This is a genomic window from Lysobacter sp. CFH 32150 (assembly GCF_022758295.1).
Classification (GTDB): Bacteria; Pseudomonadota; Gammaproteobacteria; order Xanthomonadales; family Xanthomonadaceae; genus CFH-32150.
Window position 1 is genome coordinate 1 of record NZ_JALDWJ010000005.1, and the last position, 26910, is coordinate 26910.

Below are 26910 nucleotides of genomic sequence, written 5' to 3' on the forward strand. Positions count from 1 at the left end.
GGGGGGCCGCCGTCGGGCGGCCCGCCCCCCCCCCCCCCCCCCCCCCCCCCCCCCCCCCCCCACCCACAGGGGGAAGCCGCGTCGCTCCCACAGAAGGGAACCCAGTCGCTCTCGTCTAGCCTTGCGCCGGCCCGGATCGACCCCACCTCCGAAGAACACTCCCCGGAGGTCACATGGACCCCAGCCACAACCCCCATGTTTTCCACGCCACCACCATCGTCTCGGTGCGCCGCAACGGCCGCGTCGTGGTCGCCGGCGATGGCCAGGTCACGCTCGGCAACACGGTGATGAAAGGCAACGCACGCAAAGTGCGCCGGCTTGGTCGCGACGGCCAGGTCCTGGCCGGTTTCGCCGGCGCCGCAGCCGATGCCTTCACCCTGTTCGAACTGTTCGAAGCCAAGCTCGAAAAACACGGCCAACTCACACGCGCCGCGGTCGAACTGGCGAAGGATTGGCGTACCGAACGCCGCTTCGGCAAGCTCGAAGCGCTGCTTGCGGTGGCGGACAAGGACACCTCGCTGATCGTCTCCGGCACCGGCGATGTGATCGAGCCCGAGGACGGCCTGGTCGCGATCGGCTCCGGCGGCCCGTTCGCGCTGTCTGCGGCGCGCGCGCTGCTCGCGCATACCGAACTCGATGCCAAGTCGGTCGCCGTCGAGGCGCTCAACATCGCCGGCGACATCTGCATCTACACCAACCGCAATATCGTGGTGGAAGAACTCTGACCGCCAACATCCCCTGTAGGAGCGGCTTACAGCCGCGAGCTCTTCGTCCATTTTCGACGGCAGCAAAAAAAGCTCGCGGCTGTAAGCCGCTCCTACGAAAGAAGGCTGTGAACCTATGCGCAAGATCGAAAACACCTCCGCCACCATGACCCCGCGCGAAATCGTGCAGGAGCTGGACAAGCACATCATTGGCCAGCACGCCGCCAAGCGCGCGGTGGCGATCGCGTTGCGCAACCGCTGGCGGCGCATGCAGCTCGAACCCGAGCTGCGCGACGAAGTGATGCCGAAGAACATCCTGATGATCGGCCCGACCGGTGTCGGCAAGACCGAGATCGCGCGGCGGCTGGCGACGCTGGCCAACGCGCCGTTCGTGAAGGTCGAAGCCACGCGCTTCACCGAGGTCGGCTACGTCGGCAAGGACGTCGAGCAGATCGTGCGCGACCTTGCCGACACCGCGGTCAAGCTGTATCGCGAACAGGCCAAGCAGCGCGTGCGTACGCAGGCCGAGGAGCGCGCCGAAGACCGCATCCTCGACGCGCTGCTGCCCAGGCGCACGGTGACCACCGTGTTCGGGTTCACCCACGACGACGCCAACGACGAGCCGTCCGCGCAGCACAATTCAGCGGAAGTGAACGAGACGCGCAACAAGTTGCGCAAGCAGCTGCGCAGCGGTGCGCTCGACGAACGCGAGATCGAGCTCGAAGTCGCGATGAACGTCGGCGTCGACATCATGGCGCCGCCGGGCATGGAGGAAATGGGCCAGCAGCTGCGGCAGATGTTCTCGCAGGTGGCCGGCGGCAAGACCCACAAGAAGACCATGACGATCAAGGCCGCCCGCCCGCTGCTGATCGAGGACGAAGCCGGCAAGCTGGTCAACGAGGACGACGTCCGCGAAGCGGCGATCACCGCCTGCGAACAGCACGGCATCGTCTTCATCGACGAGATCGACAAAGTCGCCAAGCGCAGCGAAGGCTACGGCGCCGATGTCTCGCGCGAAGGCGTGCAGCGCGACCTGCTGCCGCTGGTCGAAGGCTCGACCGTCAGCACCAAGTACGGCCCGGTGAAGACCGACCACATCCTGTTCATCGCCTCGGGCGCGTTCCACCTGGCGAAGCCATCCGACCTGATCCCGGAAATGCAGGGCCGCTTCCCGATCCGCGTCGAACTCGCGGCGCTGTCGAAGGACGACTTCGTCCGCATCCTCACCGAACCCAGGGCCGCACTCGTCACCCAGTACATCGAGTTGCTGAAGACCGAGGGCGTGACGTTGTCGTTTGCGTCGGATGCCGTCGAGCGCCTCGCCGACATCGCCGCGCAGGTCAACGACCGCCAGGAAAACATCGGCGCCCGCCGCCTGCACACGGTGCTCGAACGCCTGCTCGACACCCTGAGTTATGAAGCGCCGGATCGTGGCGGCACGTCGATCACCATCGACCGTGCCTACGTCGAGGCGCACTTGGGCGAGCTCGTGCAGGATCCGGACCTGAGCCGCTACATCCTGTAACCCCACGGAAAGGACACATCGTGTCCTTCCTACCCGGGTTGGCCGCGATGCGATAATCGCCGCATGAGCGACCCAACCTCCAAACCCGACACCACCCACTTCGGCTTCCGCGAAGTCCCCACCGCCGAGAAGCAGAAACTCGTCGGGCAGGTGTTCTCATCGGTCGCGGGCAACTACGACCTGATGAACGACCTGATGAGCCTCGGCATCCATCGGGTGTGGAAGCGTTACTTCGTGGCGACGGCGCAGGTGAAGCGGGGCGATCGCGTGCTCGACCTGGCGGGCGGCACCGGCGACATCGCGGCGTTGTTGCGCGAGCGCGTCGGCGACGCGGGCGAGATCGTCCTCGGCGATATCAACGCTGGCATGCTCACCGTCGGCCGTGACCGCATGACCGATCGCGGCAACGTGCGCGGTTTCGAGTATGTGCAGTGCAATGCCGAGAAGCTGCCGTTCCCCGATGCCAGCTTCGACCTGGTCACGATTGCGTTCGGTTTGCGCAACGTCACCGACAAGGATGCGGCGCTGCGCGAGATGCTGCGCGTGCTGAAGGTCGGCGGGCAGGCGCGGGTGCTGGAGTTCTCGGAAGTGAAGGCCGACTGGTTCAAGCCGATCTACGATTTCCATTCGTTCAACATCCTGCCGCGGCTGGGCAAGCTGTTCGCGCACGATGCCGACAGCTACCAGTACCTGGCGGAATCGATCCGCAAGCATCCGCCGCAGGATGCGTTGAAGGCGATGATGGAAACCGCGGGGTTCGTGCGTTGCGATTACCGGAACCTCAACGCCGGCATCGTGGCGATCCATACCGGCTACAAAGCCTGACCGCCCGTTAGCTCAGGTATCTCAGATACCAATATTCACGATTTGTGAGTAGCTCTGCTCTCAGGGCTACCCCCATTCACGCTTGTGTAAACCGTCGCGACGGCGGTTGGACTAGGGTGGCGTTGCGGCGGCGCGGGTTTTTGTGGAGTAACTCCCATGCGGGAGATGCAGGTTTATCGCGCCCTATCGAAAGTGTTCCCGCATTCGTTCCGGGCCAAGCTCATGGCCGTAGTGTTGGTGTGCACGATGCTGCCGATCGCCGTGTTCACCGTTTGGCTGCTCGCCAACAATGGCGCGGATCCGCGGAGGCTGCTGACGGGTACGGTGGTGGCGGTACTGATCACGCTGCTCGGCACCGCGGTGTCGCTATTGCTGATCTTCCAGCTGTTGGCGCCCTTGCGCTTGGTGGCCGACGCCATCGGGATGTACTTCAGCGAACGCAAGTTGCCGGTCCTCCCGGAGGGCGGCGAGGATGAAATCGGCGTGCTGATGCGCGCCACCCATTGCGGGCTGCAACGCATCCATGAAGGCGTGGCGGAACTGGAGCGCTATGCGGTGGAAGACCCGCTCACGCATGCGATGAACCGGCGTGGCAGCGAGCAGGCGCTCGCGCACAGCATCGAGCTCGCCGAGCTCGGAATGGTGCCGCTGGTTCTGTACGTCATCGACGTCGACAACCTCAAGCCGGTCAACGATGTGTATGGACATGCCGCCGGCGATCAAATGCTGTTCGACCTGGTGGACCGGACGCGCGACTGGTTGGTTGGCCACGACTGGATCGGGCGCTGGGGTGGCGATGAGTTCCTGCTTTGCATGCATGAAGCCTTGCCCGTCGCCAACGCCAAGGTCCAGCGCTGGCTGGACGATCTGGCAGCGCCAGGCGAGGACGGCATCGTGATCCGGATCAGTGCGGGCTGTGCCCACTATCAACCGGGGCTCACTGCGATGGCGCTGTATCGCGAAGCCGATGCGGCGATGTACGTGGCCAAGGCGGCCGGCGGCGGCAAGCTGGTCTGCCACGGTCACCCGAGCGAACGCGAACTCGTACACCAGTGAAGCTGGCGAATGTTCAGAACTGGGGCTGCCAGCCGTAGCTCAGCTTCAGGAACACGCTGCGCGTGTTGCCGAACAGATCCGGGTTGTCGTCGTCCATGAACGCGCCGTAAGACCCGCCTACGTACAGCGCAGTGCGAGGGTTGATCTTGTACGAATAGACCAGTTGCGCGGCCCAGTCGCGCGCGGTTTCGTTGATGGTGTCCACGTACAGCGCCTGATTGCGCATCACCTCGCTGCCCTGCAGGGTCAGGCGCACGCGCTGGTGCGGATCGAACTGCCAACTGCCGCCGGCGTTCACCAACGTGGCCTCGAACGCGGTGCCGCCGTCGCGGCGCATGCGTTGGCGGGTGATGTCCCAGTCCATGGTCAGCCCGCGGCCGACGTTGGTGTCGCCCCACACTTCGACCATCTCGCGCCGGCCGGTCTTTTCCGCGGTCAGGTCGATCATCGTGCCCACCTGCACATAGGCGCCCAGGCGCAGGTTGGCGGTCGGGCGGAAGTTGCCGTTGATGTCGATGTAGTGTTCGTCGAACAACGTGCCCTCCCAGTAACGCACGCGGGTCATGCCATGCAGGCTGAGGTTGCTCTGCTTCGGTCCCTGCACGCTGACCTGGCCTTCGAATTCGCGCTCCAGCAACTGGCCGTCGTAACGGTGGGTGATGTCGAAGTCGGTGTAGACGTTGATGCGGTTGAACGCCTTGTCGTCGCGGTACCAGCTATGGCCGCCGCTGAGCAGCGACTTGTCGTAGCCGACCTGGCCCATGAAGCCCAAGTCGGCGCGGAAGCCTGGATCGATGTCCATGTGCCAGGCGCTGAAGTTCCAGTTGCGGTTGCTGAAGGCGTATTCCACGCGCCACGCATTGCCCGACGGCGTCGGATCGTCGCCGAGGTCGTCGGCATAGATGTCGACGATGTCGGCCGGATATTCGGACTGGCTGTGCAGGAACTGCGCGGTGGCGGTATGCGCGCCCTGTTGCCAGCGGGCATCGACGCCGGCGACGTTGTTGGCGTAGTCGTCGCCTTCGCGGAAGGTGCCGATCGCGCCGACGCTGAAATGCGTGTTGAAGTCGTATCGGTAACGGCCAACCGCGATGTTCGCCTTCTGGTCGAGCTGCTCGAAGCCGGAACCGAGGACGCCCGGCACCAGCACGAGGGTGCCGGCATCGCGCGCCACGAGCGCGCCGTAGGCGCCGCTGCCGGTACGGCCGGTGACGCGCGCACCGAAATCGGGATCGGCGATCTGGCGCGTGTACAGCACGTCGAACTGGCTGGTGAAGTAATCCGCGCCCTCGAGGAAGAACGGCCGCTTCTCCTGGTAGAACAGGGCGAAGCTGTTGTTGATGTCGAGCTGCAGCTGGTCGGTTTCGACCTGCGAGAAATCCGGATTCAGCGTCGCGTTGAGGGTCATGGCGGGCGAGGGCGTCCAGCTCACGTCCACGCCGGGTTCGATCGAGGTGTCGCCGCTTTCCCAGGCTTCGCCGGCGGCGTCGCGGTACTGCGGCTTGCCCATGGTCAGGGTCGGCACGATCTCCAGGTTGCGGCCCTGCTGCGCGCCGGCCATGCCGTCGTACTTGCCCCATTCGCATTGGAAGCAGTTGGATTCGCGCGGCACCTTGTGGCTGGTGAGCTGGTGGCGCTTGTCGCGCGGCCAGTTGCGGAACAGCGAGATGCCCCAGCGCTGGTCGCCGCTTCCGCGCGGGAAGCGCAGGGTGGAGAACGGGATGCGGATTTCGACGTCGTAGCCTTCCGCGGTGAGTTGGCCAGCGCTGCTCCACAGGCCGTCCCAACTGGCGTCTTCCTGGTTGTTGGTGTTGGTCTCGTCGCGGATCAGGTCGGCCTGCACGCCCAGCGGATTGACGATGAGCTCGTAGCCGCGACGGTTGTCGTTGAACGTATCCAGGAACACGCCGACCCAGTCGTCGTTGAACGCCGCGTCGCGGTCGCGCAGGTGGGCACGGATGGCCGCCGGCTCCGGGTCCAGCGCATGGAAGGCTAAGTACAGCGCATCGGTGCTATAGCCGACGCGCACGACGGTCTTCACCGGCGCCGGTGTGTTGTCGCCGGGCTGGATGTCATAGGCGATTTCCTGCACCAGCGCGCCGGCCCACGCAGCGTCGTCCAGCTTGCCGTCGATGGCAATTTCGCCTTGCAACTGCGGGATACGGCCGCCCGGGACGTAGGTCGCGTCGGTCGCAGGCGCGGGGGTCGTCTGGGCGTAGGCAGGTGCGCAAAATGCGAGCAGGCAGGCGAGGGAGAGAAGACGCGGATGGAATGGAGGCATGGAAATCAGGAAAGTAAAGGGAAGCGATGCCACCAGCGATGCGCAACGGCGGCAGAAGGTTTGAAACGGGAGGTCGCGCCTGCATCGGGGCCGAGGCAGGCGCGATCATGCCCAAGGCGGCAATGCGCCAGCCCGTGCCGGAAGTGGGGATGCCAGCCAGCGGCACTGGATGCGCACGCGACGGGCGGTACACTCGCCGTCCCTGTTCCGCACAGCACAGAACCCCATGCGCCATTCGATCCTGATGTTGTCCCTTGCCGTCGCGCTCGCTGCCGGTTGCCAGCGCGAGGCCACGCCGGCGGCTGACACCACGGCGCCGCCCGCCGCCGCCGCCACGCAGGCGGTTGATGCCAATGCCGACGAGCATTCGTATTCCGAACCGGACAAGGTCAAGACCAGCGACCTGGCGCTCGACCTCGCCATCGACTTCGCCAACAAGCAACTCGCCGGCACCGCGACCTACACGCTGGAATGGCTGGATCCGGGCGCGACGCAACTGGTCCTCGACACCCGTGACCTGACCATCGAGAAAATCGAAGGCGCCGGCAAGGACGGGCAGTGGTCGCCGCTGAAGTACACGCTGGCCGAGAACGACAAGATCCTCGGCAGCAAGCTGACGATCGACGTGCCCGAGCGCAGCACCACCGTGCGCGTGACGTACAAGACCTCGCCGGATGCGTCGGGCCTGCAATGGCTGACGCCGGAGATGACCGAGGGCAAGCAGGGCCCCTTCATGTTCAGCCAGTCGCAGCAGATCCACGCACGCTCGTGGGTGCCGCTGCAGGACACGCCGCGCGTGCGCTTCACCTACAGCGCGCACGTGACTGCACCGAAGGACGCGATGGTGCTGATGAGTGCCGACAACGATCCGAAAGCCGCGCGCGACGGCGATTACAGCTTCAAGATGCCGCAGAAGATCCCGTCGTACCTGCTCGCGATCGCAGCCGGCGACCTGGTGTTCGAGCCGATTTCCGAACGTGCCGGCGTCTGGGCCGAGCCGACGATGGCGAAGAAAGCGGCGGCCGAATTCGCCGACACCGAAAAGATGATCCAGACCACCGAGCAGCTCTACGGCCCGTATCGCTGGGACCGTTACGACATCCTGGTGTTGCCGCCGTCGTTCCCCTACGGCGGCATGGAGAATCCGCGCCTGACGTTCGCGACGCCGACTGTGATCGTCGGCGACAAGTCGCTGGTATCGCTGATCGCGCATGAACTGGCGCACAGCTGGTCCGGCAACCTGGTGACGTTCTCCAGTGCCAAGGACGCCTGGCTCAACGAAGGCTTCACCAGCTACGTCGAGAACCGGATCGTCGAAGCGGTGTACGGCAAGGAACTCGCCGACATGGAGAACGTGATCGAGCGCGACGAGTTGAAGTCCGAGTTCACCGAAGACAACAAGGCGCTGCAGGCGCTGGCGGTCAAGCCCGGCGTGCTGAAGGATCCGGACGAGAACCTCAGTTCGACCGTCTACACCAAGGGCGCATGGTTCCTGCAGTTCCTCGAACAGCGCTTCGGCCGGGACGTGTTCGATCCGTTCCTGAAGGAATACTTCGACCACTTCGCGTTCCAGAGCATTCCGACGGCGACTTTCGTCGAATACGCCAAGGCCAACCTGCTCGCCAAGCACCCCGGCAAGGTCAGCGACGCCGAGTTCGACGCGTGGATCTACGAGCCGGGCGTCCCCGCGACCGCGCCGCAGACGCTGTCGCAGCGCTTCAGCATCGTCAACGCGGCGCGCATCGCATGGGTCGGCAGCGCGCAACTGCCGGCACCGGCGATCACCAGCAAATGGGGCACGCAGGAATGGGTGCACTTCATCGAAGGCATGCCGGAGACGCTGACGCACGAACAGCTGGCGCAACTCGACGCCGCGTATCACTTCACCGGCACTTCCAATGGTGAGATCGCCCAGCGCTGGTACCCGCTGGCGGTGCGTAGCGGCTATGCCGAAGCGAACGAGGCGATCGCCGCGTTCCTGCAACGCGTCGGCCGCCGCAAGCTGATCATCCCGATCTACAAGGAACTGGTGAAGACGCCGGAAGGCTTGCAGTTCGCGCAGGACGTGTTCGCCAAGGCCAAGCCGGGCTATCACCCGATCACGACCGGCTCGGTCGAAGCGACGATCGCCGAGGCGCAGAAGCCCGTCGCGACCAAGCCGCAGTAAGCGGATGGAAAAACGCAAACGCATCGCGGCGGTCACCCTGGTGACCGCCGTCCTCGGGGTGGGCGCGGTGGTCGCGTACAACCCGTACCTGCTGGTGCGTGCGCAGTTCGAACGGCAACGCGTCATCGCCGGATTGGCCGATGCCGAAGTCGTCGTTGCTGGTCATCGCTGGGTCTATGCGTACTCGGATGACGCGCCACCCGGCGCGCCCATCGTGGTGATGCTGCACGGCTTCACCGGCAGCAAGGAAAACTGGTACCCGGTCGCTGAGCGCCTGCGCGGCAAATACCGGTTGCTGGTCCCGGATCTGCCGGGTTGGGGCGAAAGCGAACGCCAGCCGGACGCGGACTACGGCTTCGTCGCGCAAGGTGCACGCGTCGCCGCGTTCATCCAGGCGTTGTCGCCGGACCAGCCCGTGGTGCTGCTCGGCCATTCGATGGGCGGCGGCATCGCTGCGCTGGTCGCGGCACGCCATCCGCAGCTGGTCGATCGCCTTGGCCTGCTCGACGCGGCCGGCGTGCGTTTCAAGGACAACCAGTTCGGCGCCGATGTGCTCGCTGGCGCGAATCCGTTTGCGGTGGGCGATCGCGCCTCCCTGCAGCGCTACATCGACACTGTCTTCCATCGCGCCGAATCCAAGCCGTGGATTCCCTGGCCGGCGTCGAGCGGCCTGATTTCCAAACGTCGCAACGATGCCGCGTTCGAACAAGCCGTGCTCGAGCACATCGGCCGCGGACCGGAACGCTTCTTGCCTGGCGAAGCGGCCGCCGGCATCCGCCAGCCGACATTGCTGCTGTGGGGACGCCAGGATGCGGTCATCGATCCCAGTGCCCTCGATCTTTACGCTGCGAGGATGCCGCAGGCGCGCAAGATGCTGGTCGACGATGCCGGCCACATGGCGCTGATGGAACAACCCGATGCGGTCGCCGCGGCGGTGATCGCATTGATCGAACAAGGTCGACCAAGATGAAGAAGACACTGCTGCTGCTCTGCCTGCTGGTTGCGATGCCGGCATGCAAACGCGAGGACTCGCAAGCGGCCGCCGCCGCGCAGGCCGCGGCCAGGGAACAAGCCGCCGAAGTCGCGGCCAGGCAGTTCGAGGACGCTTACGCGCAGCAGAACTGGCAACTCGCCCGCGGCTACGGCGACATGCTGCTGATGGAGCATCCCGAATCCGCCGCGGCAGGACGGATCAAGGAGCGCCTGGACGATGCGCGGGCCAAGGTCGAAGCCGCGGCCGAACAGCGCCGCCTCGCCGCGCTGTGGGCCTACGCCAGCGAACCGGTGAAGAAGGGCATGCAGTTGTCGGCGTCGATTTTTTCGCAGCAGCCGGTCGACGCCGATGGCGGCGGTGCGAAGCCGGTGCAGTTGGTGTTCCGCAACCATCCCGATTGGGGCCGCAGCAGCTACCTCGTGCTCGAGTCCGGCGACTTCGACTGCTATGGCGGCTGCAGGGTGCAGGTGAAAGTCGATGACGCCGCGGCGAAGCCGATGGCCGCGTCACGACCGGACACCGATGAGGCGATCGCGATGTTCATCGAGGACGAAAAAGCGCTGTGGCGGCTGGTGAAAGGCGCGAAGCGGGTCGCCATCGAGTTCCCGGTGAAAGCGGGTGGCAAGCGCACGGCGGTGTTTGAAGTGGGGGGGCTGGATCCCGCCAAGTTGCCAGGATGGAATTGATCCTCGCTACGCGAACAAGGCCCGACACTGCAAAACGGCGTGTTTACGCCGGCCGTCACCGACAGGAGTAAGCTGTCGTCGACGGCGTTAAGCAACGCCCGCAATGGGCGAACGCCGGGGTGACGCGACGCTCGGATGCGCGCGCCGGGCACACCAGCGGCGCCGCCGCACCGGACCGACAGGCGGACGCTCAACGGAGGCGATCATGCTCTCCCCACGCCTGCACAATTTCCTCGACGAGCGCCACGTCCCCTACACGACGCTCATCCACGACCGCACGCTGACCGCGCATGAAACCGCGGCGGCGGCGCATGTCGGCAACCAGCTGTTCGCCAAGACCGTGATGCTCAAGATCGACGGCGACCTGGCGATGATGGTGATGCCGGCCGCATATCGCGTCGACCTGCTGCGCCTGTCGCGTGCGCTGGGCGGCCGCAACGTCGAACTCGCGCAGGAAACGGAATTCAAGGACGCGTTTCCGGATTGCGAACTCGGCGCGATGCCGCCGTTCGGGCACCTTTACGGCATCCCGGTCTACGTGGATTCACGCCTCGCGGCGCAACCGGAGATCGCATTCAACGCAGGGTCGCATACGGATGCGGTGCGCATGTCGTATGCCGAATTCGAGCGGCTGGCGCAGCCGGAACTGCTGTGGCTGGCGCATGTGATGTGAGGGGTCGTCTGTAGCGTGCGCACAGCGCACGCTACAAAGGACACTCATGGCAGCTCTCTCCCGCTACGGGGGAGGGAAGAGGTTAAAGCGCGTAACCGAACTGCTGCCGGAACTGCTCGGCGAAATCCGCGTAATCGAAGCGCTGGTTCTGCGTGCCCGGGTGCTCGACCTTGAGCGCGCCCATCAACGAGGCCATGCGACCGGTGGTCGCCCAGTCGTAATTCTTGGTGATGCCGAAGATCAGGCCGGCACGGTAAGCGTCGCCGCAGCCGGTGGGGTCGTTGATGCGGCGTTCGTGTGCGGGCGGGATGTCGATGGTCTTGCCGTCGGCATAGATCAGCGAGCCGCTGGGGCCGCGGGTGACGATGTAGGCCTGCACCTTGCCGGCGATTTCCTGTTCGCTCCAGCCGGTGCGTTCCTGGAGCAGGTTCGACTCGTAATCGTTGACGGTGACGTAGTTGGCCTGCTCGATGAAGTGGCGCAGTTCCTCGCCGTTGAACAGCGGCATCGCCTGGCCCGGATCGAAGATGAAGGGAATGCCGCCGGCGGCGAATTCGTCTGCGTTCTGCAGCATGCCTTCGCGGCCGTCGGGGCTGACGATGCCGAAGGTGACGCCCTTGACGTCGCGCACATGGTTCTCGTACGAACGCATCATCGCGCCCGGATGGAATGCGGTGATCTGGTTGTTGTCGTGGTCGGTAGTGATGAACGCCTGTGGCGTGAAGAGCTCTTCGATCACCTTGACCTGGTCGAGGCGGATGCCCTGTTCCTCGAAGTGCTGGCGGTAGGGACCGAAGTCCTGGCCGACCGTGGCCATTGGGATCGGGTCGCCGCCGAGCAGCTTGAGGTTGTAGGCGATGTTGCCGGCGCAGCCACCGAACTCGCGGCGCATGCGCGGGACCAGGAAGGACACGTTCAGGATGTGCACCTTGTCCGGCAGGATGTGATTCTTGAACTGGTCGGGGAACACCATGATGGTGTCGTAGGCCAGCGAGCCGCAGATCAAGGCAGACATTGGGGGCACCGAGTCGGAAAACGGCCGCTAGGGTAGCTGCCCAGGCGGGGAATGGGGAGTCGGACATCGGGCAAAGCCAGTGGCGGACCCGCCTGTGTTGGAGATGACGAGGCGACGGAGGCAATCGGTCGCCCATCGCGGAATGGCGAAAAACCCGACATTTCCGCCTTCGAAAGCCCCGTCCGGGCCATTGGCTTCTGCTAGGCTAGCGAACCCCTCGTTCCGCCTTTCAGGCCCGCTTTTACAAGGCAATCCTCCCCGCATGTTCAAGTTTCTCGGCCGCTATTTTTCCAGCGACCTGTCCATTGATCTGGGCACGGCCAACACCCTCATCTACGTCCGCGGCCAGGGTATCGTCCTGAACGAGCCTTCCGTGGTCGCCGTGCGTCAGGACCGCCTGGTCGGCGGCACCCGCTCGGTCGCGGCGGTCGGCGCGGAAGCCAAGCAGATGCTCGGCCGCACCCCCGGCCACATCACCACGATCCGGCCCCTGAAGGACGGCGTCATCGCCGACTTCACCTACACCGAGGAAATGCTCAAGCATTTCATCCGCAAGGTGCACAAGTCGCGGCTGATGCGGCCGAGCCCGCGCGTGCTGGTGTGCGTGCCCTGCGGTTCGACCCAGGTCGAGCGCCGCGCGATCAAGGAATCGGCCGAGGAGGCCGGTGCGCGTGAGGTGTTCCTGATCGAGGAACCCATGGCCGCGGCGATCGGCGCCGGCATGCCGGTGACTGAGGCGCGTGGCTCGATGGTCGTCGACATCGGCGGCGGTACCACCGAGGTCGCGGTGATCGCGCTCAACGGCATCGTCTATTCGCAGTCGGTGCGCATCGGCGGTGACCGCTTCGACGAGGCGATCATCGCCTACGTGCGCCGGACCCAGGGCATGCTGATCGGCGATGCGACCGCAGAGCGGATCAAGCTCGAAATCGGCTGCGCCTATCCGCAGAAGGAAGTCCGGCACATGGAGATCTCCGGCCGCCACCTCGCCGAGGGCGTGCCGAAGATGATCACGATCAGTGCCAATGAAGTGCTGGAAGCGCTGCGCGAGCCGCTGTCGGGGATCGTCGCGGCGGTCAAGCAGGCGCTGGAACAGACCCCGCCGGAACTGTGCGCCGACGTCGCCGAGCGCGGCATCGTCCTCACCGGCGGCGGCGCGCTGCTGCGCGACCTCGACCGTTTGCTGACCGAGGAAACCGGGCTGCACGTGCAGGTGGCGGACGATCCGCTGACCTGCGTGGCGCGCGGAGGTGGCCGGGCGCTGGAGCTGGTCGACATGCACGGCAACGAGTTCTTCGCGCCGGAATGAGTGCAATCTCCTTCCCCTTGTTCGCTGAGGGGGAAGGCCGGGATGGAGATGGTGTTCTCGGTTGTGTCGAACGAAAACGCACACCATCCCGCAACTGTTCCTTTCTCTTCGCCATCCGCTGACCTGACTCGCTGACGTGCCCTCCTACGCCGGTCCTTCCGCTGCCCGCTCCGGCGATATCGCCGGCACGCTGCGGCTGTTGGCTTACCTGGCGCTGGCGGTGGCGCTGATCGTGCTCGACCATCGCGGCGGCTGGTTGTCGCGTGTCCGCGATCGCGCCGAACTGCTGGTGCAGCCGTTATGGGCGGTAGCGGGCTGGCCGGGGCAGGTGGTGCAGGCGCTCAGCAACGATGCCGGCACGCGCACCTCGCTGATCGCGGAAAACCGCCGCCTGCGCAATGCGCTGCTGATGAGCAACGCGCGCGTGGCGCGATTGCAGGCGGCCACCGCCGACAACGCCCGCCTGCGCGGCCTGCTGGGTGCGGTCGAACGCGGCGGCCTCGATGTGCAGCTGGCTTCGATCCTCGATATCGACCTCGACCCGACCCGCCAGCGCCTGGTGCTCGACGCCGGCAGCAGCGATGGTGCGCGCGTGGGCCAGGTGCTGATCGACGCAGGCGGCGTGGTTGGCCAGATCATCGAAACCACGCCGATGCACTCGACCGCGCTGCTGCTCACCGACCCCGACCACGCCCTCCCGGTGGCGGTGCTGCGCAGCGGCGTACGCCTGGTCGCCTACGGCACCGGCCGCAGTGACCGGCTGACGCTGGCAAGCATTCCGCTATCGAGCGACGTGAAGGTCGGTGACGTGGTGGTGACGTCCGGCCTGGGTGAGCGCTTTCCGGCCGGCTTCCCGGTCGGCACCATCGCTGCGCTGCGTCCGGATGAGAGCCGCGCATTCCTGATCGGCGATGTCAAACCGGCGGCGCAACTCGATCGCGGGCGCGATGTGCTGTTGCTGCGGAGTGCGCCGGCGCGTGCGGTGATCGGGCCGGTGGCGGAAGCACCGCGACTTGGCGAAAACGCCGCGCCAGCCGCTGGCCAAACAGGAAACACATCGACAACGCCGTCGAATGCCGCGTCCGCTACGCAGCCTGCACCACCGGTGCAGCGACCGGCACCGCAGCCGCAAGCTGCAACCCCAGAATCCCGTCCTCCGGAGCCGACACGATGAGCCGCGATCGCGCCCTGTGGGTGTTGCCGGTCAGCGTCGTCGCGGCGCTGCTGCTCGGCCTGTTGCCGCTGCCGCCGTCGCTGGCGCCACTGCGGCCGTACTGGCTGGCGCTGGTAGTGGCGTACTGGGTGCTGGAAGAACCCGACCGCGTCGGCCTCGGTTTCGCATTCTTTGTCGGCGTCATCGCCGATCTCGCCTTCGGAAGCCTGCTCGGCGAACAGGCGCTGCGGCTGACGATCATGGCCTTCATCCTGCAACGCTTCCGTGCGCGGCTGCGTTTTTTCCCGTTGTCGCAACAGGCGCTGGCGATCGGTGGCTTGTTGCTCAACGACCGCATCGTCACCGCCGCAGTACATTTCACCCTGGGCATGCCGACGTTGCCGGCGATGTTCTGGCTGGCGCCGTTGCTGGGCATGCTGCTGTGGCCGCCGGTGTTCCTGCTGTTCGATGCCTTGCGCCTGCGTACCTGGCGCAACCGATGACCCATGCGTAACCGCTGATGCGTCCGCGCCGCCGCCAACTCAAGAACGCTGCCGCTGAAGCCATGCAGTTCCGCCGTCGCGCGGCCATCGCTTTCCTCAGCGTGCTGGTCGCCCTGGTCGGCTTGGCTCTGTGGTACTTCCGCCTGCAGGTGTGGCAGCACAGCGAATACGCCACGCGTTCGGAAGCCAACCGGATCAAGCCCAGGCCCGTGGTGCCGGGACGTGGCCTGATCCTCGACCGCAAGGGCCGGGTACTCGCCGACAACGTGCCGGCGTACCGGCTCGACGTGGTGCCGGACGACGCCGGCGAGCTCAAGCCGTTGCTCGCGAACCTGGCGAAGATCGTCGCGTTGACGCCCGAGGACATCGAGCGCTTCGAAAAGACGCGCAAGGCCACGCGCAGCTTCCGCGCGATCACCCTGAAGCTGCGCGTCAGCGAAGAGGAAGCGGCGCGTTTCGCGGTCGACCGCTGGCGTTATCCGGGCGTCGAGCTGGTGCCGTACCTCAATCGCCGCTATCCGCACGGTGATCTGTTCGCGCATGTCATCGGCTACGTCGGTCGCATCGACGAGCAGGACCTGGCGAAGATGGGCGAGGTCGATGCCGCGCTCACCCATACCGGCAAGACCGGCATCGAGCGCTTCTATGAAGACGCACTGCGCGGCAAGGTCGGTTACGAGAAGATCGAGACCAACGTCGAAGGCCGCGCGCTGCGCACGCTCGGACGTGAGCCGGCGATCCCGGGCGCCGATCTGCGCCTGTCGATCGATCTCGACCTGCAGCGCGCGATGGTCACCGCGTTCGGCGACATGGATGGCTCCGCGGTCGCAATCGATCCGCGCACCGGCGAGATCCTCGCCATGGTCAGCCTGCCCAGTTACGACCCCAACCTGTTCGTCAACGGCATCTCGTACGCCGATTACAAGGCGCTGAGCGATAACCCGTCGCGACCGCAGTTCAACCGCAACGTGCTCGGCGGCGGCCCGCCGGGGTCGACGGTGAAGCCGTTGATCGGCCTTGCGGGCGTCGACAGTGGATTGCGCACGCCGGAGAGCAAGGTGTTCTCCACCGGCACGTTCTACATCCCCGGCGTGCGCCGCGGCTGGCGCGATGCGCACGGCGGCTCGGGCTGGACCGACCTGCGCAAGTCGATCGCGCATTCGGTGAATTTCTACTACTACAAACTCGCCTACGAGATGGGCATCACCCGTTTCGACCAGTACATGCACAAGTACGGATTCGGCGAGCGTACCGGCATCGATCTCGCCGGCGAGAGTGTCGGCGTGGTGCCTTCACCCGAGTGGAAGGCCAAGCACAGCAAGGAACCGTGGTACCCGGGCGAAACCGTGAACGCCGGCATCGGCCAGGGCTATTGGGTCGCGACCGCACTGCAGCTCGTCCGCGGTACCGCGGCGATCGCCGATAACGGCAATCTGCGCCGCCTGCATATCGCCACGGCGCGCCGTGACGACTACCAGGCGCCGTGGGTGCCTCTGCCGCAACCGGCGCCCGTACGTATCACCGACAACGCGGAACATCTGCGCGCGGTGCAGGAAGGCATGATCGAGACCATTCATGGCGGACCCGGCAGCACCGGCAGGGCGATGGCGATTGGCGCGCCGTACATGATGGCGGGCAAGACCGGCACTGCGCAGAAGATCAGCCGCAAGGGCAACATCAGCGTCGACCCGCACTCCTTGCCGTATCACCTGCGCCACCAGGCGTTGTTCGTCGGCTATGCGCCCGCGGACAACCCGACGATCGCGGTCGCGGTCTCAGTCGAACATGGCGGCTTCGGCGGCAGCACTGCGTCGCCGATCGCGCGCAAGATCTTCGATGCGTGGTTGCTGGGGAAGATGCCGGAGCCGGTGCCATCGACGCATCCGCGACCGCCACTGCCGACCGCGGCGAGTACACCTGCGACGGGCGCGATGCCTAGCCCCTCTCCCATCGGGAGAGGGGCTGGGGTGAGGGGTCGGCGGAGCGACGCAGCTGGCACGCAGGTTGATGGTGATCAGTCCACGACGATTGGTGTTTCAAGCCAACCGCAGCAGCCTCGCTCCGCCGAACCCTCATCCGCCCTGCGGGCACCTTCTCCCGGAGGGAGAAGGGAACCGCAACAGCAAACGCAGGAACCAACGCGATGAGCATCATCCTGCGCTGGCTGTTCGATCTGCTGCTGCGTTTCCTGCGCACGCTCGACCTGCCGCTGCTCGGTGCACTGCTCGCGCTGATGGCGATCGGCCTGGCGGTGCTGTACAGCGCCGGCGGCGAAAAGCTGGGCCTGGTGTATGCGCAAGGCGCACGTTTCGCCGTCGGCCTCGGTGCGATGTGGGCGCTGTCGCGCATACCGCCAACGCGGCTTCGGCACTGGACGCCGGCGGTGTATGCGTTGTCGATCGTGCCGTTGCTGATCGTGCTGCTGTTCGGCACCGGCAAGCATGGCCGCCATTGGCTCGACCTGGGCGTGTTTTATTTCCAACCCTCGGAAGTGATCAAGCTGAGCCTGCCGATGATGCTGGCCTGGTACCTGCAGCGCGAGCCGCTGCCACCGCGCTTCCAGACCGTGATCCTCGCCGGCGTGCTGATCGCGTTGCCGTTCGGCCTGATCCTGATGCAACCGGATTTCGGCACCGGCATGCTGGTCGCGGCCAGCGGCGTGTTCGCGCTGTTCCTCGCCGGCTTGTCGTGGTGGTGGTTCGGCGCCGCGCTCGCCGGTGCGGCCGCAATCGCACCGGTAGCGTGGTTCTGGTTGCTGAAGCAGTACCAGAAGGACCGCATCCTCACCTTCCTCAATCCGGAATCCGATCCGCTCGGCACCGGCTGGAACATCATCCAGTCGAAGATCGCGATCGGCGCCGGCGGCTTCACCGGCAAGGGCTGGGGCGAGGGCACGCAATCGCATCTGAACTACATCCCGGAGCACACCACCGATTTCATCTTCGCGGTGCTGAGCGAAGAGTGGGGCTGGGTCGGCGTGGCCACGGTGCTGGCGCTGTATCTGTTCGTGATCGGACGTTGTTTGTGGATCGCGGCGGAAGCACGCGACACATATTCACGTCTACTTGCCGGCGCGCTCGGCCTTGCATTCTTCGTCTACGTGATCGTCAACGGCGGCATGATTTCCGGCTTGTTGCCGGTGGTCGGCGTGCCGATGCCGTTGCTGAGTTACGGTGGCACTTCGGCGGTCTCGCTGCTCGCAGGGCTCGGCGTGGTGATGGCAGTGAACGCGCATCGCCCCACCTATGGCACCTAGCAGGGCATGCACGTAATTCCCGCGGATTCCTGAACGAGCCGTTGTGGAATCTATTGCAGGGCCTGCAATGACGCGTGCTACCCTCGCGCCGATGATCCGACGCGCATACGCCCGGCTGTTGCTGGCCACCTCATTCGCCGTCGCGCTGGCTGCATGCGCGACGAAGCCGCCACCTACGCCAGCGCCGACACCCGAGCCTGTTCCTGCGTCGCAATCAACCGCGCCGGCGCCGTCCGTGCTGCCGGTGCCGCCACAGTTGCGCGACATCAGCGTTGCGCGCGCCGCATTCGTCAGCGAGACCGCGGCGAAGTACGGCATCGCACCGTTGCAGATCGAAGCGATGCTCGCGCGTGCGCAGATCCGCGACAGCATCATCGCGGCGATGTCGAAGCCGGCGGAAGCCAAGCCTTGGCGCAATTACCGCCCGATCTTCCTCACCGAACAGCGCATCACCGGCGGCCAGGCCTTCCTCGCCACGCATCGCGATGCGCTGGCGAAGGTCGAAGCGCAGTACGGCGTGCCGGCCGAAATCATCGTCGCGATCCTCGCGGTCGAGACCAACCTCGGCGGCAACACCGGCAAGTATCCGGTGATCGACGCGCTCTACACGCTCGCGTTCAACTATCCGCGCACCGGCGATCCGGCGAAGCTTGCTCGCGAGAACGCACGCGAGGCGTTCTTCCGCGACGAGCTCGGCCAGTTGTTCGCGTTGGGCAAGGAAACCGGCTTCGACATCGGCACGCTGACCGGCAGTTACGCCGGTGCGATGGGCTGGGGCCAGTTCATGCCGTCGAGCTATCGCGCCTATGCGGTCGATGGCAACAGCGACGGCAAGCGCGATCTGTTCAACAGCCTTGATGACGTCTTCGCTTCGGTCGCCAATTATTTCGTGCAGAAGGGCGGCTGGGTGCGTGGTGCGCCGGTAATGGCGAATGCGGATTTCATGCCTGTCAGCAGCACGCCCGGCGGCAACACGCCCATCGAACTCGAAGGTCCGCCCATCCACACTCTCGATGCGCTGGCGCAAGCCGGCTTCAAGGCGCGGGAGCCGTTGCCCGCCGGCATCACTGCCGCCGCGATCCGGCTTGAAGGCGAAGGCGGCGACGAGTACTGGCTGACCTTCCAGAACTTCCGCGCGATCTGGATGTACAACAACTCGATCCGCTACGCGACCGCGGTGTACCAGCTCGCCGAAGAGATCGCAGGTCGCGGTCCGGCCGTGAGCCCAGGGCCGATCCCGCCGCCGCCGGTCGCGGCGCCTGCCGGGCAATCGGGCGCATGAAGCGGCTGGCGCCCGCGGCGCTCGCCGTCCTGCTCGCCGCCTGCGCCGGTGCGCCGACGAAGACTCCACCTCCACCAGCCTCCGCAAACCCACCTTCGGCAAACACCACCGATCGCAGTCCGCGTTCGCCGTATGCGCCCGCGCAGGAAGATCCGAACAAACGCGGCGACTACACCGCCGGCGGCCTGTACGCGCCGCATATCGCCGACGGCGCGCCGGATGATTTGCCCGATGTCGATGCGATCCCGGAGCCGCAGGTCAAGGCCGAGCCGCGTTCGCGTTATGGCAACCGCGCGTACAGCGTGCTCGGCAAGCATTACCAGGTGCTGGATCGCGCCGAGGGTTACGTTGAACAAGGCATGGCCTCGTACTACGGCAAGAAATTCCACGGCCGACGCACCTCCATCCTCGAGGTGTACGACATGTACGCCTTCAGCGCCGCGCACAAGACCTTGCCGCTGCCGTGCTACGCGCGTGTCACCAACCTCGCGAACGGCAAATCGGTGGTGGTGCGCATCAACGATCGCGGTCCATTCCACGCCGGCCGCATCATCGATTTGAGTTACGCCGCGGCAGTGAAGCTCGGCGTGCATCGATCCGGCGTCGCCAAGGTCGAAGTGCGCGCACTCGGCGTTGACGAGCGCGACGCCGACACTCGCGTCGCCAGCGCCACACCTGCACCGACTGGCGAAAGCGCCCTCGACCGCGTCGTCGCGGCGTTGCCGGTCGCCACCGCCAATGCCAGCGAGCGCGTGCCGGACACCACGGAAGTGAAACCGGCGCCAGCCGGTCCCTGGCGTTTCGACATGCGCCAGGACGGCAAGACCATGACCGCCGATGAGTTCGAAGCGTGGATGAAATCACGCCAGGTGCGCGTGGCGACGGGTAAAGCCGGTGCAGCGCCGGAAGTGCGCGAGGCGCAACCCGCACCGTCGCCGGTGGCGCCCGAACAGAAGCCGGCGCCCGCCAGTGCGCCGGCCAAATCGCAGGGCGGCGCGGTGACGCTGCAAATCGCCAGCTTTGCCGCGCGCGGCAACGCCGAACGTGCCCTGGCGATGCTGGAAGACGCCGGCATCCGCGACGCGCGCCTGCTCGATGCCGATGCCGCCGGGCAGAAGGTATGGCGCTTGCGCGTCGGCCCGGTGACGCCCGATGCGGTCGCGGAACTCCGCGCCCGCGTCGCCGGTCTGGGCTTCGGTCCGCCCAACGTCATTCGCGACTAAACTGCTTCCCAGCTTCGACACGGTTTTTACACTGCCGCATTCGCATTTTTTGTCGGGCTGCGGCCCGATCCCTGGAGTACCTCATTTTGATGAAAGTCCGCCCGCGCCTTGCCGCTCTCGCTCTCGCCGCCCTCGCCACCGCCGCGGTCGGGTTCGCCATCGCCCAGACGCCCGCGCCGCAACCCGCGACCGCGCTCAGCGATGCGCTGCCGGTCCCGCCGCCGCCGAAGATTACCGGCACCGCCTGGGTGCTGATGGACTACGCCACCGGCCAGGTCCTGGCCGGCGAGAACATCGATGCCCGTGTCGAACCCGCCAGCATCACCAAGGTGATGACCAGCTACGTCATCGCCGCGGAGATGAAGGCCGGCAAGATCAAGCCGACCGACCCGGTGATGATGAGCGAACACGCCTGGCGCGAAGGCGGCGCCGGCACCGAGGGCAGCTACAGCGGTTTCGAAGTCAACCAAACCGCGCCGCTGGTCGAGATGGAAAAAGGCATGGTGGTGCAATCCGGCAACGACGCCGCGATCGCGCTGGCCGAGCACGTCGCCGGCAGCGAGGACGCTTTCGCCTCGCTGATGAATGCCTACGCCGCGCGCATCGGCATGAAGGCTTCGCACTTCGTCAATCCGCACGGCCTCTCGGAAGAAAACCACTACACCACCGCACGCGACCTGGCGCTGCTCGGCCGCGCGCTGGTGCGTGATTTCCCCGAGGCGTATTCGTACAACAAGATCAAGGAATACACCGTCGGCCCGATCACCCAACGCAACCGCAACCTGCTGCTGTGGCGCGACCCGTCCGTCGACGGGATCAAGACCGGCCACCATTCCGGCGCCGGCTACTGCCTGATGGCTTCCGGGAAGCGTGGCGACCAGCGCCTGATCAGCGTGGTGATGGGCTCGACCAGCGAGAGCCAGCGTGCCGTCGATTCGCAGGCGCTGCTCAACTGGGGCTTCCGTTTCTACGAAACCCATCGTCTGTACGAAGCAAGCAAAGCGATCGCCAAGCAGAAGGTGTGGAAAGGCCAGGCCGAGGAAGTGCAACTCGGCGTCGCCGAGCCGATGCTTGTGAGCACGCCGCGCGGCAAATACGCGCGACTGAAGCCGAGCATGGACGTGCCGAAGACGCTGATCGCGCCGATCAAGCAGGGCCAGAAGATCGGCACGGTGAAGGTGAGCCTCGATGGCAAGGTCATCGCCCAGCGCCCCCTGATCGCGCTCAACGCGGTCGAGGAAGGCGGCTTCTTCAAACGCCTGTGGGACGAATTCTGGATGTGGTGGGAAGCGCCCTGATCGAACCGCATGTCAGGACAATCGCGAAAAGCACAAGGCCGGCGAATGCCGGCCTTGTTGTTCCAGGGCCATGCGCATCAAGCGGCTGGCTTTTTGAAGAAGTAATACAACCCCGCGGCAAACATGACGGCGCCGAACACGACAGCGGCGGTGTGGCCGCCTTGATAAGCCGCCGAACCCGCGGGCGCATCGGCCTTGAGCCAATTCAGCAAAATTGCGCCACCCCAGACCATGCCGATGCCGCCGAAGATCCTGTTGCGCATGCGCCCTCTCCGGGCCTGTGTAGTCGTCGGTCCGGAGCGTAGCGAATCCGGGGCTGCGGCGGGTTGGGTCGCGGCCCACCCGGCCCCATAATTCGCGCCATGGACCTCAAATCCGACAACCCCGACCACGGCTTCCAGTTCCCCGGCACCTTTGAGGTCACCGCGATGGGCCCGGCTGGCAGCGGCCTCGAAGCCGAACTCCCGCGCCTGCTGGAAGCCGCGGGCATCGCCGTGATGCACGAGACCGTGGCCGCCCGCGAATCCTCCGGCGGCAAGTTCGTGTCGGTGAAGATCAGCTTCCGCGCCGAATCGCGTGCGCAATACGAGATTGCACATGCCGCGCTGCGCGAACATCCGGAAGTGAAGTGGACGATCTAGCGGCGCCGCTATTTCTGCTCCCTCCCTTGCGCGCAGCGCAGGGGAGGGTTGGGGAGGGGTGCTTTTCGCGCAGACACCAAGATCAAAAGCACCCCCTCCCAACCTCCCCCTGCTGCGCAAGGGGAGGAGCAGAAGCGTGAGCCTCCATGAGTGCCTGGTCCGCGACCTCGGCCGCCAGCCCTACGAACCGGTGTGGCGGGCGATGCAGCGCTTCACCGATGCGCGCAACGAGGCGACGCCCGACGAGCTCTGGCTGGTCGAACACGATCCGGTGTTCACCCTCGGCCAGGCCGGCAAACCCGAACACGTGCTGATGCCGGGCGACATCCCGGTGATCCATGTCGACCGCGGCGGTCAGGTGACGTATCACGGCCCCGGCCAGATCGTCGCGTATCCGTTGCTCGACCTGAAACGGTTGAAGGTCGGCGTGCGCGAATACGTCGAGCGCATCGAACAGGCGGTGATCGATACCCTGGCCGACTGGAATATCGCCGCCGCCCGCCGCGAAGGCGCGCCCGGCGTGTACGTGAACGGGGCCAAGGTCGCCGCGCTCGGCATCCGCGTGCGCCGTGGCTGCACGTTCCATGGGCTGGCCTTCAACATCGCGATGGACCTGGAGCCGTTCCAGCGCATCAATCCCTGCGGTTATCAAGGGCTTGCAGTGACCTCGATGCTAGACTTGGGCGGCCCTTCCAGCCTGGATGCGGTCAAGCCAGCCCTGCTGGGCCACCTCGCCGAACAGTTCGGTCTGCGGCTGCAAACCGCGCCACCAGAATTCACTCCCGCCGCTGCAAGCGCCGCCTGATCGAATGACCTGCTCCCATGAATGACTCCGCCGCCAAGACCATTCCGTTGACCGTCGTCGGCGGTGCGCCCGAACCGGGCGTGCTGGTTCCCGGCGAGAAGCAACTTGCCGGCGACAAGATCGCGCGTTCGCCGGTGCAGTTCGTCGAGGCGCCGGTATTGCGCAAGCCGTCGTGGATCCGCGTGCGGATTCCGTCCGGTAATTCGGTCGCCAACCTCAAGGCCAAGCTGCGCGAAAACCACCTGGTCACGGTCTGTGAAGAAGCCAGCTGCCCGAACATCCACGAGTGCTTCGGCCACGGCACCGCCACTTTCATGATCCTCGGCGCGGTCTGTACGCGCCGCTGCTCGTTCTGCGACGTCGCCCACGGCCGGCCGAAGCCGCCGGATGCGGAAGAACCGGCGAGCCTCGCCCGCACCGTCGCGGACATGGGGCTGAAGTACGTGGTGGTGACTTCGGTCGACCGCGACGACCTGCGCGATGGCGGCGCCCAGCATTTCGTCGACTGCATCGCCGCGATCCGCAGCGAGAGCCCGAAGACCAAGATCGAGATCCTCACGCCCGACTTCCGCGGCAAGGGCCGCATGGAGCGCGCGCTGGAGATCCTTGCGACCAGCCCGCCGGATGTGTTCAACCACAACGTCGAGACCGTGCCGGACCTGTACACCAACGTCCGTCCCGGCGCCGACTACCAGTGGTCGCTGACCCTGCTGCAGAAGTTCAAGGCGCAGCACCCGGACGTGCCGACCAAGTCGGGGATCATGCTCGGCCTCGGCGAGACCATGGAACAGGTGCAGGCCACGCTGCGCGACCTGCGTGCGCACGACGTCGACATGATCACCATCGGCCAGTACCTGCAGCCGAGCGCGCACCACCATCCGGTGTTGCGCTACTGGACGCCCGACGAATTCAAGGCGCTCGAGGACTACGGCATGGCGCTGGGCTTCTCCCACGTCGCCTCTGGTCCGCTGGTGCGTTCCTCGTACCACGCCGACCGGCAGGCGATCGAAGCGGGTATCGCGGCGGCCTGACCACAGCCTGGCTTGGAGTTGATTGCTGCATCACCAAGCTGAACGCCAGCCGCGTTCGCGACGCAATTTCCGCCAGACGGCCGATTCAGGTTGTTCTGTCGCCGTTGCAGCGCGTGACACGCGACGCAACTTTCGGCACTGTTGATGGGTCGATTCCACCCACACTCTGCAACGGCCCATCCTGCGGCCGCGGAAGTTCCGATGAAACTGGTTTCAATGAAAGTGAAGAAGATCCTGCCGGCGCTCGCGCTGGCCCTCGCCCTGACGGCACCGCTGGCATTGCTTGCCCGCGCCGAGGGCGATGCACCTTCCGGCGGCGCCGCCGCGCAGGCCATCACCACTGACCTGGTGTACGGACTGCTTTCCGACAGCGACTTCGCCTATCGCCAGAAACCGCTGAACGATGCCTTGTCGCAGGAAGTGTTCAAGCGTTACCTGGAAACGCTGGATGCGAGCAAGCTGTTCTTCACCGCGCAGGACGTGGCGAAGTTCGCGAAGTACCAGACCACACTCGATGACGCCATCAAGGGTGGCGAGCTGGAACCGTCGCGGGCGATGTTCACATTGTTCAAGCAGCGTGTGAACGAACGCGTCGCTTATGCCCGCGGCTTGCTCAAGGGACAGTTCGATTTCAGCGGCAACGACCGCTATGAATACGATCGCGAAGACGCACCCTGGGCCGCCGATAGCGCCGCGCTGGACGCGTTGTGGAAGCAGTCGGTGAAGAACGACTGGTTGCGGCTGAAACTCGCCGGCAAGAAGCCGGACGAGATCCGCAAGACTCTCGACAAGCGTTATGCGGAAATCGTCAAGGGCGTAGCGGAATGGAACGACGAGGATGCGTTCTCGATGTTCATCAATGCCTACACCGCCTCGATCGATCCGCACACGGACTACATGAATCCGCGCGCAGCCGCCAACTTCGACATCCAGGTGTCCAACACCCTGATCGGCATCGGCGCGGTGCTGCAGAAGCAGGACGAATTCGTCGTCATCCGTGAGCTCATTCCCGGCGGGCCGGCTGCGCTCAGTGGCAAGCTCAAGTCCGGCGACCGCGTGGTCGCGGTCGGGCAGGGCGAGAGCGGGGCGATGGAAGACGTGGTCGATCGCCGCATCGACGATGTCGTGGCGAAGATCCGCGGCAAGGAAAGAACCATCGTCCGCCTCGACATCGTGCCGGCGGAAGCGGGTGCCGACAGCAAGCCGACCCGCATCGTCCTGGTCCGCAACACCATCCGCATCGAGGATGGGCGCGCCAAGGCCGAGACCATCACGGTCCCGGGAGACGCCGGCGCGCCAGCCAAGCGCATCGGCGTGATCAAGCTGCCTGGCTTCTACCTGGACTTCGATCGTCGTCGCGGCAGCGACGGCGAGTACGCCTCGGCTACGCGCGATGTCGCCAAGCTGTTGCTGCAATTGCGCGCGCAGAAGGTCGATGGCGTCGTGCTCGACCTGCGCAACAACGGTGGCGGCTCACTGGATGAAGCGATCGAACTGACGGGTCTGTTCATCGACAAGGGACCGGTGGTGCAGGTGCGCGAGGTCGGCGGCCAGGTCGATACCAAGGCCGACGTCGTCGCCGGCGTGGCCTGGGACGGTCCGCTCGCGGTGTTGATCAACCGCGGCTCGGCCTCTGCATCGGAGATCTTCGCCGGTGCGATCCAGGATTACGGTCGCGGCCTGGTCATCGGCGAAACCACCTTCGGCAAGGGCACGGTACAGAACCTGCTGGACCTCAACCGTTTCTCGCGCGACGCGACCATGCCGTTGGGCAAGCTCAAGCACACCGTCGCCCAGTTCTTCCGCGTCAACGGCGGCAGCACCCAGCACAAGGGCGTGGTGCCGGACATCCGCTACCCGGTGACGGTGGATGCCAGTGAGTTCGGCGAGAGCACCTACGACAATGCACTGCCGTGGTCGCGGATTGCCGCGGTCGGCCATGTCCAGTACGGCAACTTCGCGTCGCTGCTGCCACGCCTGGACGCGCTGCATGCCGCACGCATTGCCGGCGACAAGGAATTCCAGTGGTGGACCGAGGACGTGGCGCAGTTCCGCGCCGAGAAGGCGAAGAAGTTCCTCTCGCTCAACGAGGCCGAACGCCGCGCCGAGCGCGACAAGTTCGACGCGCTGCGCAAGCGCCGCCAGGCCGAGCGGGTCCAGCTCAACCTCGAACTCGATCCGATCGCGGATGAAGACGCACTCGACGACGGTCTGCAATCCAACGAGCGCAACGTCGCCGCGGACGCCGCCCGCGAGAAAGCCGCGGAGAAGCGTCCCGACCCGCTTCTGCGGGAGTCGGCCGCCATCCTCGCCGACGCGGTCACGCTGCTGACGGCCGACCGCACGCTGGCGGCACAGGTACTGCCGGCCGCGAAAGTGGCGGGGCATTGGGCGGATTGACATAAGACACGTAGGAGCGGCTTACAGCCGCGAGCCCCGCGGGCGCAAAGGGGTAGGGGGGCGGGGGGGATACCCGCCGACGA

The 26910-nt window shown here is 65.8% G+C and carries 23 protein-coding genes; 20 read left to right on the forward strand and 3 right to left on the reverse strand.

Annotated elements, in window-relative coordinates; genetic code table 11:
• Positions 1-173 precede the first annotated feature (173 nt).
• The 4 genes from hslV (at position 174) to MO486_RS09600 (ending at position 4110) form a co-directional block, all read left to right on the forward strand.
• A complete protein-coding gene (gene hslV / locus MO486_RS09585; protein ID WP_242906761.1) occupies positions 174-725 on the forward strand; it encodes an ATP-dependent protease subunit HslV in 552 nt (183 codons plus the stop codon).
• 115 nt (positions 726-840) lie between these two features.
• Complete coding sequence (hslU, locus tag MO486_RS09590; protein ID WP_242906763.1) at positions 841-2229, forward strand: ATP-dependent protease ATPase subunit HslU; 1389 nt, start codon at positions 841-843, stop codon at positions 2227-2229.
• 63 nt (positions 2230-2292) lie between these two features.
• Entirely contained in the window at positions 2293-3054 is a 762-nt protein-coding gene (gene ubiE, locus MO486_RS09595; protein WP_242906766.1) for a bifunctional demethylmenaquinone methyltransferase/2-methoxy-6-polyprenyl-1,4-benzoquinol methylase UbiE, read from the forward strand.
• Between the two features lie 156 nt (positions 3055-3210).
• Complete coding sequence (locus MO486_RS09600) at positions 3211-4110, forward strand: GGDEF domain-containing protein (RefSeq protein WP_242906768.1); 900 nt, start codon at positions 3211-3213, stop codon at positions 4108-4110.
• Positions 4111-4123: 13 nt separating this feature from the next.
• Here the strand turns inward: MO486_RS09600 and MO486_RS09605 are convergent, their stop codons facing one another.
• Positions 4124-6391 carry a DUF5916 domain-containing protein gene (locus MO486_RS09605; protein WP_242906770.1) on the reverse strand — a complete coding sequence of 756 codons (2268 nt, stop codon included), beginning with the start codon at positions 6389-6391 and terminating at the stop codon, positions 4124-4126.
• Positions 6392-6617: 226 nt separating this feature from the next.
• Between MO486_RS09605 and MO486_RS09610 the strand changes: the two genes are divergently transcribed.
• From MO486_RS09610 to MO486_RS09625, 4 genes are all read left to right on the forward strand, one after another.
• Positions 6618-8558 carry a M1 family metallopeptidase gene (locus MO486_RS09610; protein WP_242906772.1) on the forward strand — a complete coding sequence of 647 codons (1941 nt, stop codon included), beginning with the start codon at positions 6618-6620 and terminating at the stop codon, positions 8556-8558.
• A 4-nt stretch (positions 8559-8562) separates the two neighbouring features.
• Positions 8563-9528 carry an alpha/beta hydrolase gene (locus MO486_RS09615; protein ID WP_242906774.1) on the forward strand — a complete coding sequence of 322 codons (966 nt, stop codon included), beginning with the start codon at positions 8563-8565 and terminating at the stop codon, positions 9526-9528.
• Positions 9525-10238, forward strand: a complete 714-nt coding sequence (locus MO486_RS09620) for a hypothetical protein (RefSeq protein ID WP_242906776.1) — start codon at positions 9525-9527, stop codon at positions 10236-10238. The genes MO486_RS09615 and MO486_RS09620 overlap by 4 nt, the downstream gene beginning before the upstream one ends.
• 205 nt (positions 10239-10443) lie before the next feature.
• Complete coding sequence (locus tag MO486_RS09625; RefSeq protein ID WP_242906778.1) at positions 10444-10911, forward strand: YbaK/EbsC family protein; 468 nt, start codon at positions 10444-10446, stop codon at positions 10909-10911.
• Positions 10912-10993: 82 nt separating this feature from the next.
• On the opposite strand, the gene MO486_RS09630 is transcribed toward MO486_RS09625, so the two are convergent.
• Entirely contained in the window at positions 10994-11926 is a 933-nt protein-coding gene (locus tag MO486_RS09630) for a carbohydrate kinase family protein (RefSeq protein ID WP_242906780.1), read from the reverse strand.
• Between the two features lie 262 nt (positions 11927-12188).
• Here MO486_RS09630 and MO486_RS09635 point away from each other — a divergent pair, with 262 nt between their 5' ends.
• From MO486_RS09635 to MO486_RS09670, 8 genes are all read left to right on the forward strand, one after another.
• Entirely contained in the window at positions 12189-13235 is a 1047-nt protein-coding gene (locus MO486_RS09635) for a rod shape-determining protein (RefSeq protein WP_242906786.1), read from the forward strand.
• Positions 13236-13371: 136 nt separating this feature from the next.
• A complete protein-coding gene (gene mreC / locus MO486_RS09640) occupies positions 13372-14409 on the forward strand; it encodes a rod shape-determining protein MreC (RefSeq protein ID WP_242906789.1) in 1038 nt (345 codons plus the stop codon).
• Positions 14406-14891: a rod shape-determining protein MreD gene (gene mreD / locus MO486_RS09645; protein WP_242906791.1), complete on the forward strand. Its 486-nt coding sequence runs from the start codon at positions 14406-14408 to the stop codon at positions 14889-14891. Before mreC ends, mreD begins: the two co-directional genes overlap by 4 nt.
• A gap of 17 nt (positions 14892-14908) precedes the next feature.
• On the forward strand, positions 14909-17038 hold the full coding sequence (mrdA, locus tag MO486_RS09650) for a penicillin-binding protein 2 (protein WP_242906793.1): 2130 nt from the start codon (positions 14909-14911) through the stop codon (positions 17036-17038).
• On the forward strand, positions 17035-18147 hold the full coding sequence (rodA, locus tag MO486_RS09655) for a rod shape-determining protein RodA (RefSeq protein ID WP_242906795.1): 1113 nt from the start codon (positions 17035-17037) through the stop codon (positions 18145-18147). Before mrdA ends, rodA begins: the two co-directional genes overlap by 4 nt.
• Positions 18148-18238: 91 nt before the next feature.
• The gene (gene mltB / locus MO486_RS09660) at positions 18239-19429 is read left to right on the forward strand and encodes a lytic murein transglycosylase B (protein WP_242906797.1); all 1191 of its coding nucleotides are present in this window, start codon (positions 18239-18241) and stop codon (positions 19427-19429) included.
• The gene (locus tag MO486_RS09665) at positions 19426-20652 is read left to right on the forward strand and encodes a septal ring lytic transglycosylase RlpA family protein (protein WP_242906799.1); all 1227 of its coding nucleotides are present in this window, start codon (positions 19426-19428) and stop codon (positions 20650-20652) included. Before mltB ends, MO486_RS09665 begins: the two co-directional genes overlap by 4 nt.
• A gap of 89 nt (positions 20653-20741) precedes the next feature.
• Positions 20742-21950 carry a D-alanyl-D-alanine carboxypeptidase family protein gene (locus tag MO486_RS09670; RefSeq protein ID WP_242906801.1) on the forward strand — a complete coding sequence of 403 codons (1209 nt, stop codon included), beginning with the start codon at positions 20742-20744 and terminating at the stop codon, positions 21948-21950.
• Between the two features lie 77 nt (positions 21951-22027).
• Here MO486_RS09670 and MO486_RS09675 read toward each other — a convergent pair whose 3' ends face one another.
• Positions 22028-22213, reverse strand: coding sequence for a hypothetical protein (locus tag MO486_RS09675; RefSeq protein WP_242906803.1), 186 nt, complete (start codon positions 22211-22213; stop codon positions 22028-22030).
• 99 nt (positions 22214-22312) lie between these two features.
• On the opposite strand from MO486_RS09675, the gene MO486_RS09680 reads away from it, so the two are divergent.
• The 4 genes from MO486_RS09680 (at position 22313) to MO486_RS09695 (ending at position 26827) form a co-directional block, all read left to right on the forward strand.
• Positions 22313-22591 carry a DUF493 family protein gene (locus tag MO486_RS09680; protein WP_242906806.1) on the forward strand — a complete coding sequence of 93 codons (279 nt, stop codon included), beginning with the start codon at positions 22313-22315 and terminating at the stop codon, positions 22589-22591.
• A gap of 109 nt (positions 22592-22700) precedes the next feature.
• Complete coding sequence (gene lipB, locus MO486_RS09685; protein WP_242906810.1) at positions 22701-23396, forward strand: lipoyl(octanoyl) transferase LipB; 696 nt, start codon at positions 22701-22703, stop codon at positions 23394-23396.
• Positions 23397-23413: 17 nt separating this feature from the next.
• Positions 23414-24427 (forward strand): lipoyl synthase, encoded by a 1014-nt coding sequence (gene lipA, locus MO486_RS09690; protein WP_242906808.1) that lies wholly within the window; start codon positions 23414-23416, stop codon positions 24425-24427.
• A gap of 216 nt (positions 24428-24643) precedes the next feature.
• A complete protein-coding gene (locus tag MO486_RS09695) occupies positions 24644-26827 on the forward strand; it encodes a carboxy terminal-processing peptidase (RefSeq protein ID WP_242906812.1) in 2184 nt (727 codons plus the stop codon).
• The last annotated feature ends 83 nt before the right edge of the window (positions 26828-26910 follow it).

Coding starts and splice junctions, on each gene's coding strand:
- hslV (WP_242906761.1), top strand. CDS start 174: ATGGACCCCAGCCACAACCCCCATGTTTTCCACGCCACCACCATCGTC.
- hslU (WP_242906763.1), top strand. CDS start 841: ATGCGCAAGATCGAAAACACCTCCGCCACCATGACCCCGCGCGAAATC.
- ubiE (WP_242906766.1), top strand. CDS start 2,293: ATGAGCGACCCAACCTCCAAACCCGACACCACCCACTTCGGCTTCCGC.
- MO486_RS09600 (WP_242906768.1), top strand. CDS start 3,211: ATGCGGGAGATGCAGGTTTATCGCGCCCTATCGAAAGTGTTCCCGCAT.
- MO486_RS09605 (WP_242906770.1), bottom strand. CDS start 6,391: ATGCCTCCATTCCATCCGCGTCTTCTCTCCCTCGCCTGCCTGCTCGCA.
- MO486_RS09610 (WP_242906772.1), top strand. CDS start 6,618: ATGCGCCATTCGATCCTGATGTTGTCCCTTGCCGTCGCGCTCGCTGCC.
- MO486_RS09615 (WP_242906774.1), top strand. CDS start 8,563: ATGGAAAAACGCAAACGCATCGCGGCGGTCACCCTGGTGACCGCCGTC.
- MO486_RS09620 (WP_242906776.1), top strand. CDS start 9,525: ATGAAGAAGACACTGCTGCTGCTCTGCCTGCTGGTTGCGATGCCGGCA.
- MO486_RS09625 (WP_242906778.1), top strand. CDS start 10,444: ATGCTCTCCCCACGCCTGCACAATTTCCTCGACGAGCGCCACGTCCCC.
- MO486_RS09630 (WP_242906780.1), bottom strand. CDS start 11,926: ATGTCTGCCTTGATCTGCGGCTCGCTGGCCTACGACACCATCATGGTG.
- MO486_RS09635 (WP_242906786.1), top strand. CDS start 12,189: ATGTTCAAGTTTCTCGGCCGCTATTTTTCCAGCGACCTGTCCATTGAT.
- mreD (WP_242906791.1), top strand. CDS start 14,406: ATGAGCCGCGATCGCGCCCTGTGGGTGTTGCCGGTCAGCGTCGTCGCG.
- mrdA (WP_242906793.1), top strand. CDS start 14,909: ATGCGTCCGCGCCGCCGCCAACTCAAGAACGCTGCCGCTGAAGCCATG.
- rodA (WP_242906795.1), top strand. CDS start 17,035: ATGAGCATCATCCTGCGCTGGCTGTTCGATCTGCTGCTGCGTTTCCTG.
- mltB (WP_242906797.1), top strand. CDS start 18,239: ATGATCCGACGCGCATACGCCCGGCTGTTGCTGGCCACCTCATTCGCC.
- MO486_RS09665 (WP_242906799.1), top strand. CDS start 19,426: ATGAAGCGGCTGGCGCCCGCGGCGCTCGCCGTCCTGCTCGCCGCCTGC.
- MO486_RS09670 (WP_242906801.1), top strand. CDS start 20,742: ATGAAAGTCCGCCCGCGCCTTGCCGCTCTCGCTCTCGCCGCCCTCGCC.
- MO486_RS09675 (WP_242906803.1), bottom strand. CDS start 22,213: ATGCGCAACAGGATCTTCGGCGGCATCGGCATGGTCTGGGGTGGCGCA.
- MO486_RS09680 (WP_242906806.1), top strand. CDS start 22,313: ATGGACCTCAAATCCGACAACCCCGACCACGGCTTCCAGTTCCCCGGC.
- lipA (WP_242906808.1), top strand. CDS start 23,414: ATGAATGACTCCGCCGCCAAGACCATTCCGTTGACCGTCGTCGGCGGT.
- MO486_RS09695 (WP_242906812.1), top strand. CDS start 24,644: ATGAAAGTGAAGAAGATCCTGCCGGCGCTCGCGCTGGCCCTCGCCCTG.